Here is a 14,712-nt window from a genome sequence, read left to right on the forward strand (position 1 = left end):
CGCCAAAACGTGTGTCCTCATCTGGCCGACAGATGAGGACACACGTTTTTGGCTGTTTCCGGAAGGTCTTGAGCTAGACGGCCGCAGGTTCCGTGACGTTGGCGGTCGGCGTCATGTTCTCCGCGTCGACCATCCATGCGTACTGCTCCAGTTTCTCGATGAAACCGTGGAGGATGTCAGCGGTGGTCGGATCTTCCTCGTCGATCTGGTCGTGGACGTCGCGCATGGTCTTGACGGCTGCGTTCAGCATCCGCACCACCAGGGTGACGGTGTCCTGCGTCGAGACCAGCCCCGCGGGGAACTCGTTGAGCGAAGTGCCCTTGGCGACGGCCGTACTGCGCCCGTCGGGGACGGCGTGGAGAGCACGCATGCGTTCAGCCAACTGGTCGGCGAACAACCGGGCGTCGTCGATGATCTCGTCAAGCTGCAGGTGCATGTCACGGAAGTTCTTGCCCACCACGTTCCAGTGGGCCTGCTTGCCCTGGAGGTGCAGCTCGATGAGGTCGACCAGGACTGCCTGCATATTGTTCGTGAGGGTGGGTGAAGCTTTCATGGATCCTCCAGTGGTAGGAAAAGTGCCTGCTGCGGCGACGAGGGATCGACGGAAAACATCGACAGGGGAAGCCGCGGACCACTTTTCACCCTAGACCCGTGTGTTGGCCAAATCCAACCGATCTGCATAATCTAAGTGAGCTTACGGTTTTATCGGTTCGTGACCATTTTCGGTGATGAACCTGAGGGCCGAAGTTCCGACGAAGGAGCAAATTCATGGCGAAGGTTCAGGAATCGATCGATGTTGCAGTGCCGGTGAGCACTGCGTACAACCAATGGACCCAGTTCGAAACTTTCCCCAGGTTCATGAGCGGGGTGGAGTCGATCACCCAGACCTCGGACACCCGGACACACTGGGTCACGAGCATCGGCGGCGTTCGGCGGGAGTTCGACGCCGAGATCACCGAGCAGCACCCGGACGAGCGCGTGGCGTGGAAGAGCACCGACGGTGAATCGCACGCCGGAGTGGTGACCTTCCACCGGCTCGACGAAAGCACCACACGCCTCATGGTGCAGATCGACTGGCACCCCGAGACCTTCACTGAAAAGATCGGCGCCGTGGTGAATGCGGACGCCGCGCAGGTCAAGGGAGACCTCAAGCGGTTCAAGGAGTTCATCGAGAAGAGCGGCGGCGAAAGCGGTGCGTGGCGCGGGGACGTCAGTGCACCCCCGTCGGGGGTTGTCGGGGAAGCCGAACCGGCCAACGGCACCCTGCCCGACAGCTCCCTGAATGATCCCGACTCGGGCGGACCACGGATGGGCACCCCGGGCAGCTGACAGGAGAGTTACACGTCTCCGACTTCGATGGTTTCGATGGCCTCGGTGGCGCGCTGCGAGAGGCCCGGCGAGATAGGTGCGCTTTTCGCGGCCTCCGCCGCGGTCGCCTGGCCCTCACTGCTCACCGCGTAGGTACCGAAGGCCTTCACCACCTCGGCGGTCTGCTCGTTCTCGTAGCGCGAGCAGAACACGAGGTAGGACACGAGGACCAGCGGATACACACCGTCGGCAGTGGTGGTCCGATCGAGGTCCAGCGCAATGTCGTACTCTTCCCGCCCTGGCACCACAGCGGCGACGTCGACGGCGGCAGCCGCAGCCTCCCCGCTGACCGCCACGTATTCGTCACCGACCAGCAGGTTCGCCTTCCCGAGGGGAGGGCCGACGGCGGAATCGTCGGCATAGGTCACGGCGCCCTCGGTGCTGGAGACGGTGCTGACCACCCCCGCGTTCCCCTTGGCATTTTCATTGGAGAGCGAGCCGGGCCACGTGCCGTCGGCCTCGTCGGTCCAGATTTCCGGAACCACGGCGGAGAGGTAGTCGGTGAAGTTCTCGGTGGTCCCCGAATCGTCAGACCTGCTCACCGGAGAGATCCTGGTGGCGGGCAGGTCCACGCCCTCGTTCTGGGCGGCAATGGCGGGATCGTCCCAGGTGGTGATCTCACCCCGGAAAATGCGGGCGATCGTCGCAGCGTCGAGGTTGAGTTCGGTAATGCCCGGCAGGTTGAAGGCGATGCTGATGGGGGAAACGTAGGCAGGAATGTTGAAGGCACCACCCGGGCCGCACACTTCCGTCGACTCTGCCAGCTCTTCGTCGTCGAGAGCGGCATCGGAGCCTGCGAAAGTCACCGCGCCGGCCAGCAGCGCGCCGCGGCCCGCGCCGGAGCCGTCCGGAGAGTACTGCACCTGCGCGCGCGGGTGAATCGTGGAAAACTCCGCGCGCCACGCATTCATGGCCGGCCCCAAGGCAGACGAACCCGAGCCGGTGATGGCGCCCCGCAGGTTCGAGTCCGCATTGCGGGCAGCCGCTTCCTGCTCGGGACCCAACGGGTAGTCCGACCCACACCCGGTAAGACCAAGGGCCAGGATTGCCATGCCGGCACCTAAAGACCGGATTCTCGCTGATTTCACTCGATCAACGGTACAGGGTGCGCGGTTTACAGGGTGCGCCAGTCCCCGTTCTGCAAATGCGACCCTGCCTGCGGACCCATCTGCAGCATGCCGCCATCCACCACGAAGGATGCTCCGTTGACGTAGCTCGATGCGGGAGAGGCGAGGAAGGCGATGACGGCGGCTACCTCCCGAGCATCACCCGGCCTGCCCACGGGGATGCCGGGACGGTCCACTTCGCGGGGATCCTGGTCGCCGGCGTCGTTCATGGGCGTGGAGATCTCGCCCGGAAGGACGGCGTTGGCCGTGATTCCCCGATCGCCGAGTTCGAGGGCGATGGTCCGGACCAGGCCGCCGAGCCCGTGTTTCGACGCGTCGTAGGCGGCGGATCCTACGCGCGGCTGCTCCTGGTGCACGCTGGTCACCGCAATGATCCGGCCGCCCTTGCCGGCGTCGAGCATATGGCGCGCCGCCCGCTGGATACAGACGAAGGCGCCGTCAAGGTTCGCCGCCATGGTGCCGCGCCAGGTGTCCCAGTCCGTGTCCATGAACAGGGTGCCGCCGTTGACTCCCGCGTTGTTGACGAAGATGTCGACGCCGCCCAGCTCCTTCGCTAGCTGATCGATCACATCTCCGCATGCGGGGGCGTCAGTGGTGTCGAGTTGCGCCACGACCGCCTTCTGCCCGCGCTCGCGGACCAGGCGCGCCGTCTCCTCGGCGCCGTCGGAGTCCGAGTGCCAGGTGATGCCGACGTCGCACCCGGCGTCGGCGAGGGCAAGCGCCGTAGCGCGGCCGATCCCTGAGTCGGATCCTGTGACGATTGCGGTGTTCGGGGAAAAGTCCATACCTTCATCCTTGGCGGCCGTCGGAGGGTATGGCAAGGGGAAAAAGGAAGGAGAACTAACAAGAGTGGTGCCTGCGCGGGGCCTCGATCCCCGGGCCTTCCGCGTGTGAAGCGGATGCTCTACCAGACTGAGCTACACAGGCAAATGGTTCTCCCATAGCTTAGGGCATTCGGCGCGACTGCCCAATTCTGCCCGAAAATCCGCATCCGGATGCGGTCCGGTACCACCGCGACGGACGAAAACCTGCTGGCCACCGGGGTCCGGCGTGGGTAGCCTGAGAAATGGAACGCTAGCCAGGGAAAACCGGAGGAGACGACGTGGACAACCAGGACATCCTCCAGCGCATCCAGGCGCTGGTCAAGGAAGAGCATGAGCTTCGTGGGGGTTCCCCGGCCGACGGCGGCGGAACGGATCCGGATTCCGGAGCGAGGCTGAAGCGTGTCGAGGAAGACCTCGACCAGTGCTGGGACCTGCTCCGTCAGCGTCGTGCCAAAGCCGACGCGGGCGAGAATCCGGCGGATGCCGACGCGCGGCCGATCAGCCAGGTCGAGAGCTACCGCCAGTAGATGAAGTGCTCACTCGTTCTCTTCGATGTCAATGAGACGCTTTCCAATATGGAGGGCATGGCGCAGCACTTCGAGGAGGTGGGCGCCCCGCCGGGAACCGCGTCACTGTGGTTCGCCTCGCTCCTGCGGGACGGGTTCGCCCTGACCGCCGCGGGCGTCAACCCGCAATTCGCCGAACTCGCCGAGGGATCACTTCGGCGGGTCCTCGCATCAGAGCCGTTGAACCGGAACCTCGACGATGCCGTCGGCCACGTTCTCGACGCTTTCCAGCAACTTCCCGTGCACCCGGACGTGGCCGACGGCCTGACCGCACTGGCCGAGCGCGGGATACGGGTGGCCGCCCTGACGAACGGCGCGGCGGGCACGGCGACGTCGTTGTTGGAGAGGGCCGGATTGCTCAGCCATTTCGAGGAAGTACTCTCGGTCGAGGATGCGCCCCTGTGGAAACCGGCGGCCTCGGCCTACGAATATGCGGCGGAGATCTGCTCGACACCCCTGGCTGAAATCGCCCTGGTCGCGGTTCACCCCTGGGATATCGATGGTGCGGCGCGTGCCGGAATGCGAACCGTCTGGCTCAACCGGAACGGCGCCGACTTTCCGGCGTACTCGACGGCACCGGATGGAACAGTGCAGCACTGCAGGGAAATCGCCGCGCAGCTCACCGTGTAGCAGGAACCCATCAGGCTGTTCCGGGCGCCGGACGGGAAGACGTTGGAAGGGACGGGAGCCGATCAAGGCGGACAGACCCAGTTAGGATGAGTACTGGTGAGCCGGGAAGACTGGTCGGCGCTATTCGAGCGAGCCCGACCAAAGGAATCCCCGTGGCACACCCACCTTCACTGCCGGAGCACCAGCCCGCCGATGCGAACGGAAAGCGCATCTTCACCAGGAGCACTTATCCGGAGCACCTGAGGATTACCTCGATCCTCCGCAAGGAAACTGTGGGCGGCGCGCTGCTGCTGCTGGCCACTGTCGCAGCACTGATCCTCGCCAACTCGCCGGCCGCCGACGGTTACTTCGCCGTACGGGACTACCGGTTCGGCTATGAACCGTGGCACCTCGAACTCAGTGTCGGCGCGTGGGCCGCTGACGGGCTGCTGGCAATTTTCTTTTTCCTCGCAGGACTGGAGCTCAAGCGCGAGTTCGTTGCCGGAGACCTTCGGAAATTCGACCGCGCCGTTGTTCCCGTGGCCGCGGCAGTCGGCGGCGTCGTCGTTCCCGCCCTCGTCTACGTGGCCATAACCTTCACGGCCGGCCCCGAGGCCCTGCGCGGCTGGGCCATTCCGACCGCCACCGACATCGCTTTCGCGGTGGCCGTGCTCGCCGTCGTCGGCTCACACCTGCCCAGTTCGCTGCGGATCTTCCTCCTGACACTCGCCGTGGTGGACGACCTCCTGGCGATCAGCATCATCGCCTTCTTCTACTCGAGCGATATTGCACCCACCCCGTTGCTGCTGGCGGTTCTGCCGCTCGCCGCCTACGCATTTCTCGCCCAGAAGTTCCCCGGGTTCTTCCAGCGCCGGGTGTGGGCGCCCTGGGTGATCCTGCTACCCATCGGCTTCGCCGTGTGGGCGCTGGTCCATGCCTCGGGTGTCCACGCGACGGTGGCCGGCGTCCTGCTGGGTTTCGCGATTCCGGTGCTGCCGCCGAAGAAGACGCTGCAGGACGTCGACAGGTCGGTGTCGGATGACCTTGCACAGGCGCACGACGTCGACCCCGAAGGCCTGGCAGACACCATGGAACACCGCATCAGGCCCATCTCGGCGGGCGTCGCGGTTCCCATCTTTGCCTTCTTCTCGGCGGGCGTCGCGATCGGTGGGGCGGAGGGCTTCGTCAGTGCCGTCACCGACCCCATCGCCGTGGGCATCATGGTGGCGCTCGTCATCGGCAAGCCGGTCGGAATCCTGCTGGCCACGTGGCTCGTCACCAAGACGAACAAGGCCAACCTCGATCCGGATCTCGGATGGGTGGACATCCTCGGTGTCGCCATGCTGGCCGGCGTCGGTTTCACCGTGTCGCTGCTGATCAGCGAGCTCGGCTTCGGCCAGGGGACCCCCGAGGACGATCATGCCAAGGTGGCTATCCTCGCCGGCTCGCTTCTTGCCGCCCTTGCCGCCGCAGTGGTGCTGCGGACCCGCAACAGGCAGTATCGGAGGATCGAGGAACGCGAGAAGATCGACGCCGACAGTGACGGTGTTCCCGACGTCTTCGAGCGGAATGGCTAGAACGATCACGCACCCTTTTTCTTGGAGGTGCCGTCGGACTTCTTCGCTGCGGCCTTCCTCTCGCGGTTCTTCTCGACGCTGCGGCGTAATGCTTCCATGAGGTCGAGCACGTTGTCGCCGTCATCGTCGCCCGATTCCCCGCCGAACGTCTCCTCGGTGTCGAGGGTGTCGCCCTTCTCGATCTTGGCGTCGATGAGGGTGCGCAACTGGACCTGGTAGTCGTCACTGAAATTCTCGGGATCGAAATCGGTCGAGAAGGATTCGACAAGGGCTGCGGACATCTCCTTCTCCTTCGCGGAGATGCGCACCTTCTCCTCGAGCGCGGGGAAAGAGGCATCACGCACCTCGTCATTCCAGAGCAGGGTCTGGAGCATCAGGACATCACCGCGGACCCGGAGGGCCGCAAGCCGGCTCTTCTGACGCAGCGAGAACTGCACCACGGCCGTGCGGTCGGTCTCCTCGAGTGTCTTGCGGAGCAGGACATAGGCCTTGGTGGAAGTGGAATCCGGCTCAAGGAAATAGGAACGGTCGAACATGATCGGATCGATCTGCGCGCTCGGCACGAACTCCACCACCTCGATCTCGCGGCTTTTTTCGACGGGTAGCGAGGCCAGGTCGTCGTCAGTGAGTACCACGGTGCGCTCGCCGTCGTCGTACGCCTTGTCGATGTGCTTGAAGTCGACGATCTCGCCGCAGATCTCGCAGCGCCGCTGGTAGCGGATGCGGCCGCCGTCCTTGTCGTGGACCTGATGCAGCGCAATATCGTGATCCTCGGTGGCGCTGTAGACCTTGACCGGCACGTTGACCAGGCCGAAGGCGACGGCACCCTTCCAGATGGCTCTCATGACTCGGTTTCCATGCTCCAAGTGAACACCAGGCCGGTGGACCTGCACCAGAGCGGCCCGGCAACCCCGGCCGCACCCCTGCCGCTTAGACTTGCAAAGTGACTTCCGAGACCCCAGAACCCGTAGAACCTACAGTCAGCAAGACGATCAACGACGACGGCGCCACGGTGCTCACGCTCGAGTACCCCTTCGCCTACCCGCCGGCGAAGCTGTGGAAGCACCTGACCGAGCCGGAAAAGCTGAAGTACTGGTTCCCCTGCGAGATGGATATCCAGCCCCGCAGGGACACCGAGGTGAGCTTCACCTATGCCGACCAGCGGCCGCTGCACGGGATTGTCCTCGAGGCCGAGAAGCCGTCGCTCCTCTCCTTCACCTGGGAGAAGGAGACGCTTCGCTGGGAATTGAACCGGGCCGAGAACAACGGCTGCCGACTGGTGCTGTCCATCATCGCGGGAAATCCTGCCCACCTCGGCACCATGGCGGCAGGGTGGCACCTCACCCTCTCGGGGCTGGACGATTTCCTCAATGAGCGGGACCTCGGGCAGGATCCGGCGCTCTGGCAGGTTTACGTGGACCGCTACCGTGCGCAGTTCTCCGACTGATTCCCCGTCAAGTAGTAAGCCTGCTTATCAGGACTGGAATTCCCCACCCATCCGGGCAAGACTAGGGTCATGGCCACCCCGGGTTCTCCAGCGCAGAGTGTGCGCGTGGACGGCCGGACGCTGAGGCTCACCAGCCTCGACAAGGTGCTCTATCCGGAAACCGGGACCACCAAGGCCGATGTCCTGGCCTACTACGCCGCGGTCTCGAACCAGCTGATCCACTCCGCGAGGGACAGGCCCGTCACTCGGAAGCGGTGGGTCCACGGCGTGGGTACGCCCGAAAGGCCGGGCGAAGTATTCTTCCAGAAGAATATTGATGCCAGCGCTCCCGACTGGGTGCAGCGTCACGCGATCGAACACAAAGACCACACCAACGTCTACCCGATGCTCAATGACGCTGCCACCCTGACCTGGCTGGCGCAGATCGCAGCCATCGAGCTCCATGTTCCCCAGTGGCGTTTCGGGGCGCAGGGGGAGCAGTGCAACCCGGACCGGCTGGTTCTCGACCTCGACCCAGGGAATGGTGCGGGTCTGGCGGAGTGCGCCGAGGTGGCACGGCTCGCCCGCGGGATCCTGCAGGGCATGGGCCTGGAACCCCGCCCGGTCACCAGCGGATCCAAGGGAATCCACCTGTACTGCGCCCTCGACGGCAGGCAGTCCTCCGAAGGGGTGTCCGCCGTGGCGCATGAACTGGCGCGTGCCCTGGAGGCGGACCATCCGGGACTCGCCGTGAGCGACATGAAGAAGGCCCGACGCACGGGCCGTGTGCTGGTGGACTGGAGCCAGAACAACAGCAACAAGACCACCGTGGCCCCGTACTCGCTCCGCGGCCGCTTCCTGCCGCTGGTGGCCGCACCGCGGACATGGGAGGAACTCGACGATCCCGACCTGCAGCAGCTCGACTACCGCACGGTGATGCTGCGGGTGAAAGAGCTCGGGGATGTTTTTGCGGACACGGCGCCGCGATCATCCGGGACGGTTCAGGCGGCTCCGTCCCAGGAAGACCGTCTCTCGAAGTACCGCTCCATGCGGGACCCGGCGAAGACCCCTGAGCCTGTCCCGAGAACGGTTGGCGCACCGGGCGGCAACAGCTTCGTCATCCAGGAGCACCATGCGCGCCGGCTCCACTACGACTTCCGCCTCGAACACGACGGCGTGCTGGTGTCGTGGGCGCTGCCGAAAGGGCCGCCTACAGCACCGGACAAGAACCACCTCGCAGTCCAGACCGAGGACCACCCGCTCGACTACGGGTCCTTCGAGGGAAACATTCCCAAAGGGGAATACGGCTCCGGCGAAGTGAGCATCTGGGATGCCGGCACATATGAGCTCGAGAAATGGCGCGACGGCAAGGAGGTGATCTGCACCGTGCACGGGCGCGCGGATGGCGGGTTGGAGCGCAGCGGCTCAGCGACGCGCCGCTTCGCGCTCATTCATACCGGGTCCTCCGGGAAGCCCGGGAGTGACAAGAACTGGCTGATCCATCTCATGAAGGAGCAGCCGGAAGGCCAGGAGGCGCCGGTTGCGTCGCAGGCTCGGGATCCGGACCGGAACCCTTCCCTGCCCACCGACCCGGTGCCCGCCGGGGCTGCTGCTGGAGCCTCCTTCATTCAACCGATGCTCGCGACGCTCGGCTCCGCGCAGGCGATTCCCGACCCGGAGGATTGGGCGTACGAGATGAAATGGGACGGGGTTCGTGCCATTGCAACCGTGAATGGAGATGCCGTGCAGCTGACAAGCCGTAACGGCAATGACATGACGCTGCTCTATCCCGAGCTCGGCGACCTTGCCGGGTTTGTCAGCGCCGAAACGGCAGTGCTCGACGGCGAGATCGTGACGCTCAACAAGGTGGGCCGGCCTGATTTCGGCCTCCTCCAGACACGTCTGAAGCTGACCGATCCGGCCGACATCGAGGCGGCAACGCAGCAGACGCCGGTACGCTTCCTGCTGTTCGATCTGCTGGCGTTCGAGGGCACGGACCTCACCGGGCTCGACTACTGCCAGCGCCGGGAGATCCTTCGAAAAGCAGTGGATGAGGCTCCGGATTCCCATGTGCAGGTACCGCCCGCCCTTGACGCCACCCTCGAGGAAGCCGTCGAGGCCAGCAGGGAGCTGGGTCTTGAAGGGATTCTGGCCAAGCGGCTCACCAGCGACTACACGCCGGGGGCACGCTCCCCGAGCTGGGTGAAGATCAAGCACCAGCACACCCAGGAGGTAGTGGTGGTGGGATGGCGTCCGGGCAGGGGAAACCGGGCGTCGAAGGTCGGTTCATTGCTGGTTGCGGTGCCCGACGGCGTCGACCTTCGATACCTGGGGCGGGTGGGCTCCGGCCTTACGGACCGCGAGCTCGCCGATGTCGGTGCCAGGCTCAAGAAGATGGCCCGCAAGACGCCGCCGCTGAGTGATGTGCCGGGCGCCGATGCCGCCGATGCGCACTGGGTCCGGCCCGCACTGGTCGGGGAGGTGCAGTACAGCGGCCGCACAGGTGGTGGACGGCTCCGCCATCCCGTGTGGCGTGGGTGGCGGCCGGACAAGAGGCCGTCCGACGTCGTCGTCGAACTGTAGGACCCCCAGTTGATTAAGCACAAAAGGCGCCTTCAAACGGTTTGAAGCAGCCATACGTGCTTAATCAGCGGGGGTACGGCACCAACAACGGAGGAGCGCAATGACCGATCTGGACATTTCCGGGCTCGATGCCTGGTGGCGTGCGGCCAATTACGTCTCAGTGGGGCAGATCTACCTGCGGGACAATCCCCTGCTGCGAAGGCCGCTCGAGGGTGCCGACGTGAAGGCCCGGCTGCTCGGCCACTGGGGCACCACGCCCGGCCTCAACTTCGTCTACGCGCACCTCAACCGCGTCATCATCGAGCGCCGCCAGGAAATGCTCTTCGTGACAGGGCCGGGCCACGGTGGACCGGCGAACGTCGCCAACGCGTGGCTCGAGGGCACCTACTCCGAGGTGTACAGCCACGTCGGCAAGGATGAAGCGGGGTTGAAGGAGCTCTTCCGGCAGTTCAGCTACCCCGGGGGAGTCCCGTCGCACGCGGCACCCGAGACGCCCGGCTCCATCCACGAGGGCGGCGAGCTCGGCTACACGCTCGCCCACGCGTATGGGGCGGTCTTCGACAATCCGAACCTGATCGCTGCGGCAGTGGTGGGGGACGGGGAGGCGGAAACCGGGCCGCTGGCCGCGAGTTGGCACTCGAACAGCTTCCTGGACCCGGCGGTCGACGGCGCAGTGCTCCCGATCCTGCACCTCAACGGCTACAAGATCGCCAATCCCACGGTGCTCTCCCGCATGCCGGAGGAGCAGCTGCGGCAGCTGATGTCCGGGTACGGGTATGAGCCGCACTTCGTCAGTGTCACGGATCCGGCAGCAACCGAGGCGGCCCACCAGGACTTCGCCGCGGCCCTCGACTCGTGCATCGAGGATATCCACACCATCCAGGAGCAGGCGCGCATCGCCCCGGCGGGAGCGGACGCTGCGGCTGCGCGCTGGCCCATGATCGTGCTCCGCTCGCCGAAGGGCTGGACCGGCCCGGCCGCGGTGGACGGCAAGCAGACCGAGGGCACCTGGCGTGCCCATCAGGTGCCGCTGACCGGGATCCATACCGATGAGGAGCACCTGCACCAGCTCGAGGAGTGGATGCGCTCCTACCGTCCCGACGAGCTGTTCACCGAGAATGGCGAGCTGCGCTCCGACATTGCGCGGCAGGCGCCGGAGGGCACGCTGAGGATGAGCGCTACCCCGTATGCCAACGGTGGCTGGCTGCTGCGGGACCTTCTGCTGCCCGCCTACGAGGATCATGCTGTGCAGGTGTCGAGCCCCGGGTCCGAAAAGGTGAGCCCCATGGAGACCGTGGGAGGGTATCTCCGGGACGTCATCGCGGCGAACCCGACGAACTTCCGGCTGTTCGGCCCGGACGAGACGGCGTCGAACCGGCTGTCCGCCGTCTACGACGTCACGGACAAAGTGTGGGAGCCGCGCATCGAGGACGTCGATGAACACCTTGCGCGGTCCGGTCGCGTGATGGAGGTCCTCAGCGAGCATCTGTGCCAGGGCTGGCTCGAGGGCTACCTGCTGACCGGGCGCCACGGTGTCTTCAACTGCTATGAGGCGTTCGTCCACATCGTCGACTCGATGTTCAACCAGTACGCGAAGTGGCTCAAAGTGCACCAGGAGCTGTCCTGGCGGCGGCCCATCGCGTCGTTCAACTACCTGCTGTCCAGTCATGTGTGGCAGCAGGACCATAATGGCTTCTCGCACCAGGACCCCGGTTTCATCGACCACGTGGTGAACAAGAAAGCCGACGTCATCCGGGTCTACCTGCCGCCCGATGCCAACACCATGCTTGCCGTCACCGAGCACTGCATGAAGACCCGGGACACCATCAACGTGATCGTCACCGGGAAGCAGCCCACGCCGACGTGGCTCGGCCCGGAGGAAGCAAGGCTTCACGTTCAGCGCGGCATCGGGATCCTCGACTTCGCGGGAAGCGAGGAGCCGGGGCTGGAGCCCGACGTCGTCCTCGGGTGTGCCGGTGACGTGCCGACGCTCGAGGCGGTGGCGGCCGCGGGCCTGCTGAAGAAGAGCGTCCCCGGACTGAAGATCCGGGTGGTGAACGTGGTGGACCTGATGCGCCTCCAGGACGAGTCGGAGCATCCCCATGGACTCTCGGCGCGGGACTTCGACACCCTCTTCACCACCACCGGACCGGTGGTCTTCGCCTACCACGGGTATCCCTGGCTGATCCATCGCCTGACCTACCGGAGGAACAACCACGCGAACCTGCACGTTCGGGGATATAAGGAGGAAGGCACGACGACGACGCCGTTCGATATGGCGATGCTGAACCAGATCGACCGGTTCCAGCTCGCCATGGACGTGATCGACCGGGTGCCTTCCCTCAGCCCGACCCAGGCGCAGCTGCGGCAGGACCTCCAGGACCAGCGGCAGCGGGCATGGCAGTACACCCGGGACGCCGGCACGGATCTCGAGTCGATCACCGGGTGGACGCTGAATGAATCTTCGCCGGATGACGCGAAGTAAAGAATGTCACCACAACCAGAAGGAGAACGCCCTATGACTGAAACAAGCATCACCGCAAGCCGGACCATCGACGCCCCAGCGGACGCGATTTTCACCATCCTTTCCAACCCCGCCCACCACGCCGCGCTCGACGGCTCGGGAATGGTGCAGTCGGATGACAAGTCGGACCGCATCACCGCCGTCGGCCAGAAGTTCACCATGAACCAGCACTGGGAGAAGATGGGGGGCGACTATCAGACCGACAACCACGTGGTGGGCTACGATCCGAACAAGCTCCTCGCGTGGAAGACCGCTCCGGCCGGGGAAGTCCCGCCGGGCTGGCAGTGGGTCTGGGAGCTGCAGCCCGCCGGCCCCGACTCCACCGAGGTGTCGGTCACCTATGACTGGACGCATGTCACGGACAAGGAAATCCTGAAAAAGCTGTCCTTCCCCGAGGTGTCCGTCGAGGACCTCGACGCATCACTGGGGAACCTCGCGTCAGCGGTTTCCGAGAAGTAGGACCCGCGAACGGAACGGCGGCGGCCGCACTGGATAAAACCGGTGCGGCCGTCGCGCTCTGGCGCGCGATCCGCAATCCGAGCGGCGCTGCCCGGCCGGCGCCTACTTCAGCAGCGCCACGTCGGACACGAGCTCGATGTGCTTCTGCATGGCGCCGGCTGCCGCGCGCGGGTCCTGCCGGCGGATCGCCGCGGCGATAGCACGGTGTGATTCAAGGGATTGTTCCGGCCGGCCGGGCTGCGCAAGCGATTCGAGGCGCGTCTCCAGTACCATCTCACCGATGAAGGCCATCAGCTGTGCCATCACGGGTGAATGGGCCGCGGTCGTCACCGACTGGTGGAACATCTCGTCGCCATGCGCGCCGCGGTCGCCGTCGTCGATCTCCGCCTGCATGGCCGCGAGGGCGGCGTCGATCGCTGACAGATCCTGCCCGGTCCGCCGTTCGGCGGCAAGGGAGGCGAGCCGCACCTCGAGGGTGCTGCGGGCCTCCACGATGTCCGGAAGCCGACTCTGGTGCTCGCGCAGACCCTTGATCACCGCGGCGATGCTCGGCCGGTGGCGCAGCACCGCTCCGGTTCCGTGCTGGACGTCGATGACGCCGAGGACTTCCAGCGCAACGAGGGCCTGCGCAAGCGTGGCACGCGAGACCCCGAGCCGCTCCGCCAGTTCCCGTTCGGCGGGCAGCAAATCACCCGGTACGAGCTTCGAGGATTCGATGTGACGGAGCAGTTGCTCGACGAGCTGCTCGTACAGCCGGGGGCGCGCAAGCCGTCCCAGTGCTCCGGGGACTGGTGGATCCGTCATGAAGGCCTCCAGGCTGGTCGGGGTAACAGAGCGGGGAACTAATTGACAAGCAACTGCATTCTCCTACAGTCTAGGCCAGTGAGCCTGTAATCCACCTCACATGCCACGACTGTCCGCTGGAGGATAAAGATGTCCGCTCCATTGCTCTCGATCACCATCCTTGCGGCGATGTTCCTGATCGCCACGCTGCTGCCCATCAATATGGGTGCCCTTGCCTTTGTCGGCGCTTTCCTGCTCGGGGCCGTGGTCCTGGGGATGGAGACCGATGACATCATCGCCGAATTCCCCGGCGGGCTCTTCCTCACGCTCGTCGGCGTCACGTACCTCTTCGCCATCGCGCAGAACAACGGGACCATCGACCTGCTGGTCCAGGGCGCCGTGAAGCTGGTCCGTAACCGCGTGGCGCTGATTCCCTGGGTGATGTTCTTCATCACCGCCGCCATCACCGCGGTGGGCGCGCTCGGCCCGGCGGCAGTCGCCATCATGGCGCCCGTGGCACTCGGTTTCGCCGCGCGCCACAAGATCAGTCCGCTCCTCATGGGCATGATGGTGGTGCATGGAGCGCAGGCCGGCGGCTTCTCGCCGATCGCCGTCTACGGCGTCATCGTCAACGGCATCGTGGCCGACACCGGCTTCGAGTCGAGCCCCCTGGCCATCTTCCTCGCCAGCTTCATCTTCAACCTGCTGATCGCCGTCGCCCTGTTCATCGTGCTGGGCGGACGCAAACTGCTTTCCAGCCGCATCGGGCACTTCGTGGAGGAAGCCGCTGAAGCACGCATGAATCTGAGCGCCGGCGCCCGAGCGGCGGACGTGACCTTCAAGGGCTCCGGCAGCGGCACCTACGG

General features: G+C 65.2%; 14 protein-coding genes and 1 tRNA gene. 9 read left to right on the forward strand and 6 right to left on the reverse strand.

Annotation, left to right across the window (positions count from 1 at the left end):
* Positions 1 to 73: 73 nt before the first annotated feature.
* Positions 74 to 553: a Dps family protein gene (locus tag Y705_RS0111465; RefSeq protein ID WP_026532959.1), complete on the reverse strand. Its 480-nt coding sequence runs from the start codon at positions 551 to 553 to the stop codon at positions 74 to 76.
* A gap of 215 nt (positions 554 to 768) precedes the next feature.
* Here Y705_RS0111465 and Y705_RS0111470 point away from each other — a divergent pair, with 215 nt between their 5' ends.
* The gene (locus Y705_RS0111470) at positions 769 to 1,329 is read left to right on the forward strand and encodes an SRPBCC family protein (protein WP_026532960.1); all 561 of its coding nucleotides are present in this window, start codon (positions 769 to 771) and stop codon (positions 1,327 to 1,329) included.
* 8 nt (positions 1,330 to 1,337) lie between these two features.
* Here the strand turns inward: Y705_RS0111470 and pstS are convergent, their stop codons facing one another.
* The 3 genes from pstS to Y705_RS0111485 form a co-directional block, all read right to left on the reverse strand.
* Positions 1,338 to 2,420, reverse strand: coding sequence for a phosphate ABC transporter substrate-binding protein PstS (pstS, locus tag Y705_RS0111475; protein WP_155850045.1), 1,083 nt, complete (start codon positions 2,418 to 2,420; stop codon positions 1,338 to 1,340).
* A gap of 62 nt (positions 2,421 to 2,482) precedes the next feature.
* A complete protein-coding gene (locus Y705_RS0111480) occupies positions 2,483 to 3,280 on the reverse strand; it encodes an SDR family oxidoreductase (RefSeq protein WP_026532962.1) in 798 nt (265 codons plus the stop codon).
* Between the two features lie 65 nt (positions 3,281 to 3,345).
* A tRNA-Val gene (locus Y705_RS0111485) sits at positions 3,346 to 3,422 on the reverse strand.
* 175 nt (positions 3,423 to 3,597) lie between these two features.
* On the opposite strand from Y705_RS0111485, the gene Y705_RS0111490 reads away from it, so the two are divergent.
* The 3 genes from Y705_RS0111490 (at position 3,598) to nhaA (ending at position 6,071) form a co-directional block, all read left to right on the forward strand.
* The gene (locus Y705_RS0111490; RefSeq protein WP_026532963.1) at positions 3,598 to 3,846 is read left to right on the forward strand and encodes a DUF2630 family protein; all 249 of its coding nucleotides are present in this window, start codon (positions 3,598 to 3,600) and stop codon (positions 3,844 to 3,846) included.
* Positions 3,847 to 4,515 carry a haloacid dehalogenase type II gene (locus tag Y705_RS0111495; protein WP_026532964.1) on the forward strand — a complete coding sequence of 223 codons (669 nt, stop codon included), beginning with the start codon at positions 3,847 to 3,849 and terminating at the stop codon, positions 4,513 to 4,515.
* 152 nt (positions 4,516 to 4,667) lie between these two features.
* The gene (nhaA, locus tag Y705_RS0111500) at positions 4,668 to 6,071 is read left to right on the forward strand and encodes a Na+/H+ antiporter NhaA (protein ID WP_026532965.1); all 1,404 of its coding nucleotides are present in this window, start codon (positions 4,668 to 4,670) and stop codon (positions 6,069 to 6,071) included.
* Between the two features lie 5 nt (positions 6,072 to 6,076).
* Here nhaA and ku read toward each other — a convergent pair whose 3' ends face one another.
* Positions 6,077 to 6,916, reverse strand: coding sequence for a non-homologous end joining protein Ku (gene ku / locus Y705_RS0111505; RefSeq protein ID WP_026532966.1), 840 nt, complete (start codon positions 6,914 to 6,916; stop codon positions 6,077 to 6,079).
* 98 nt (positions 6,917 to 7,014) lie between these two features.
* On the opposite strand from ku, the gene Y705_RS19360 reads away from it, so the two are divergent.
* The 4 genes from Y705_RS19360 (at position 7,015) to Y705_RS0111525 (ending at position 13,063) form a co-directional block, all read left to right on the forward strand.
* Positions 7,015 to 7,518, forward strand: a complete 504-nt coding sequence (locus Y705_RS19360; RefSeq protein ID WP_049822647.1) for an SRPBCC domain-containing protein — start codon at positions 7,015 to 7,017, stop codon at positions 7,516 to 7,518.
* Positions 7,519 to 7,587: 69 nt separating this feature from the next.
* Positions 7,588 to 10,080, forward strand: coding sequence for an ATP-dependent DNA ligase (locus Y705_RS0111515; RefSeq protein WP_049822648.1), 2,493 nt, complete (start codon positions 7,588 to 7,590; stop codon positions 10,078 to 10,080).
* Between the two features lie 100 nt (positions 10,081 to 10,180).
* Positions 10,181 to 12,565 carry a phosphoketolase family protein gene (locus Y705_RS19365; protein WP_049822649.1) on the forward strand — a complete coding sequence of 795 codons (2,385 nt, stop codon included), beginning with the start codon at positions 10,181 to 10,183 and terminating at the stop codon, positions 12,563 to 12,565.
* 33 nt (positions 12,566 to 12,598) lie between these two features.
* The gene (locus tag Y705_RS0111525) at positions 12,599 to 13,063 is read left to right on the forward strand and encodes an SRPBCC family protein (protein WP_026532968.1); all 465 of its coding nucleotides are present in this window, start codon (positions 12,599 to 12,601) and stop codon (positions 13,061 to 13,063) included.
* Positions 13,064 to 13,165: 102 nt separating this feature from the next.
* Here the strand turns inward: Y705_RS0111525 and Y705_RS0111530 are convergent, their stop codons facing one another.
* A complete protein-coding gene (locus Y705_RS0111530) occupies positions 13,166 to 13,867 on the reverse strand; it encodes a FadR/GntR family transcriptional regulator (protein ID WP_049822650.1) in 702 nt (233 codons plus the stop codon).
* 129 nt (positions 13,868 to 13,996) lie between these two features.
* Between Y705_RS0111530 and Y705_RS21375 the strand changes: the two genes are divergently transcribed.
* Positions 13,997 to 14,712, forward strand: a 716-nt coding sequence (locus tag Y705_RS21375) for an SLC13 family permease (RefSeq protein WP_253908587.1), incomplete at its 3' end; no start/stop codon positions are given.

Source organism: Arthrobacter sp. H41 (assembly GCF_000520535.1).
Taxonomy (GTDB): Bacteria; Actinomycetota; Actinomycetes; order Actinomycetales; family Micrococcaceae; genus Arthrobacter_D.

Coding starts and splice junctions, on each gene's coding strand:
- Y705_RS0111465 (WP_026532959.1), bottom strand. CDS start 553: ATGAAAGCTTCACCCACCCTCACGAACAATATGCAGGCAGTCCTGGTC.
- Y705_RS0111470 (WP_026532960.1), top strand. CDS start 769: ATGGCGAAGGTTCAGGAATCGATCGATGTTGCAGTGCCGGTGAGCACT.
- pstS (WP_155850045.1), bottom strand. CDS start 2,420: ATGGCAATCCTGGCCCTTGGTCTTACCGGGTGTGGGTCGGACTACCCG.
- Y705_RS0111480 (WP_026532962.1), bottom strand. CDS start 3,280: ATGGACTTTTCCCCGAACACCGCAATCGTCACAGGATCCGACTCAGGG.
- Y705_RS0111495 (WP_026532964.1), top strand. CDS start 3,847: ATGAAGTGCTCACTCGTTCTCTTCGATGTCAATGAGACGCTTTCCAAT.
- ku (WP_026532966.1), bottom strand. CDS start 6,916: ATGAGAGCCATCTGGAAGGGTGCCGTCGCCTTCGGCCTGGTCAACGTG.
- Y705_RS0111515 (WP_049822648.1), top strand. CDS start 7,588: ATGGCCACCCCGGGTTCTCCAGCGCAGAGTGTGCGCGTGGACGGCCGG.
- Y705_RS19365 (WP_049822649.1), top strand. CDS start 10,181: ATGACCGATCTGGACATTTCCGGGCTCGATGCCTGGTGGCGTGCGGCC.
- Y705_RS0111525 (WP_026532968.1), top strand. CDS start 12,599: ATGACTGAAACAAGCATCACCGCAAGCCGGACCATCGACGCCCCAGCG.
- Y705_RS0111530 (WP_049822650.1), bottom strand. CDS start 13,867: ATGACGGATCCACCAGTCCCCGGAGCACTGGGACGGCTTGCGCGCCCC.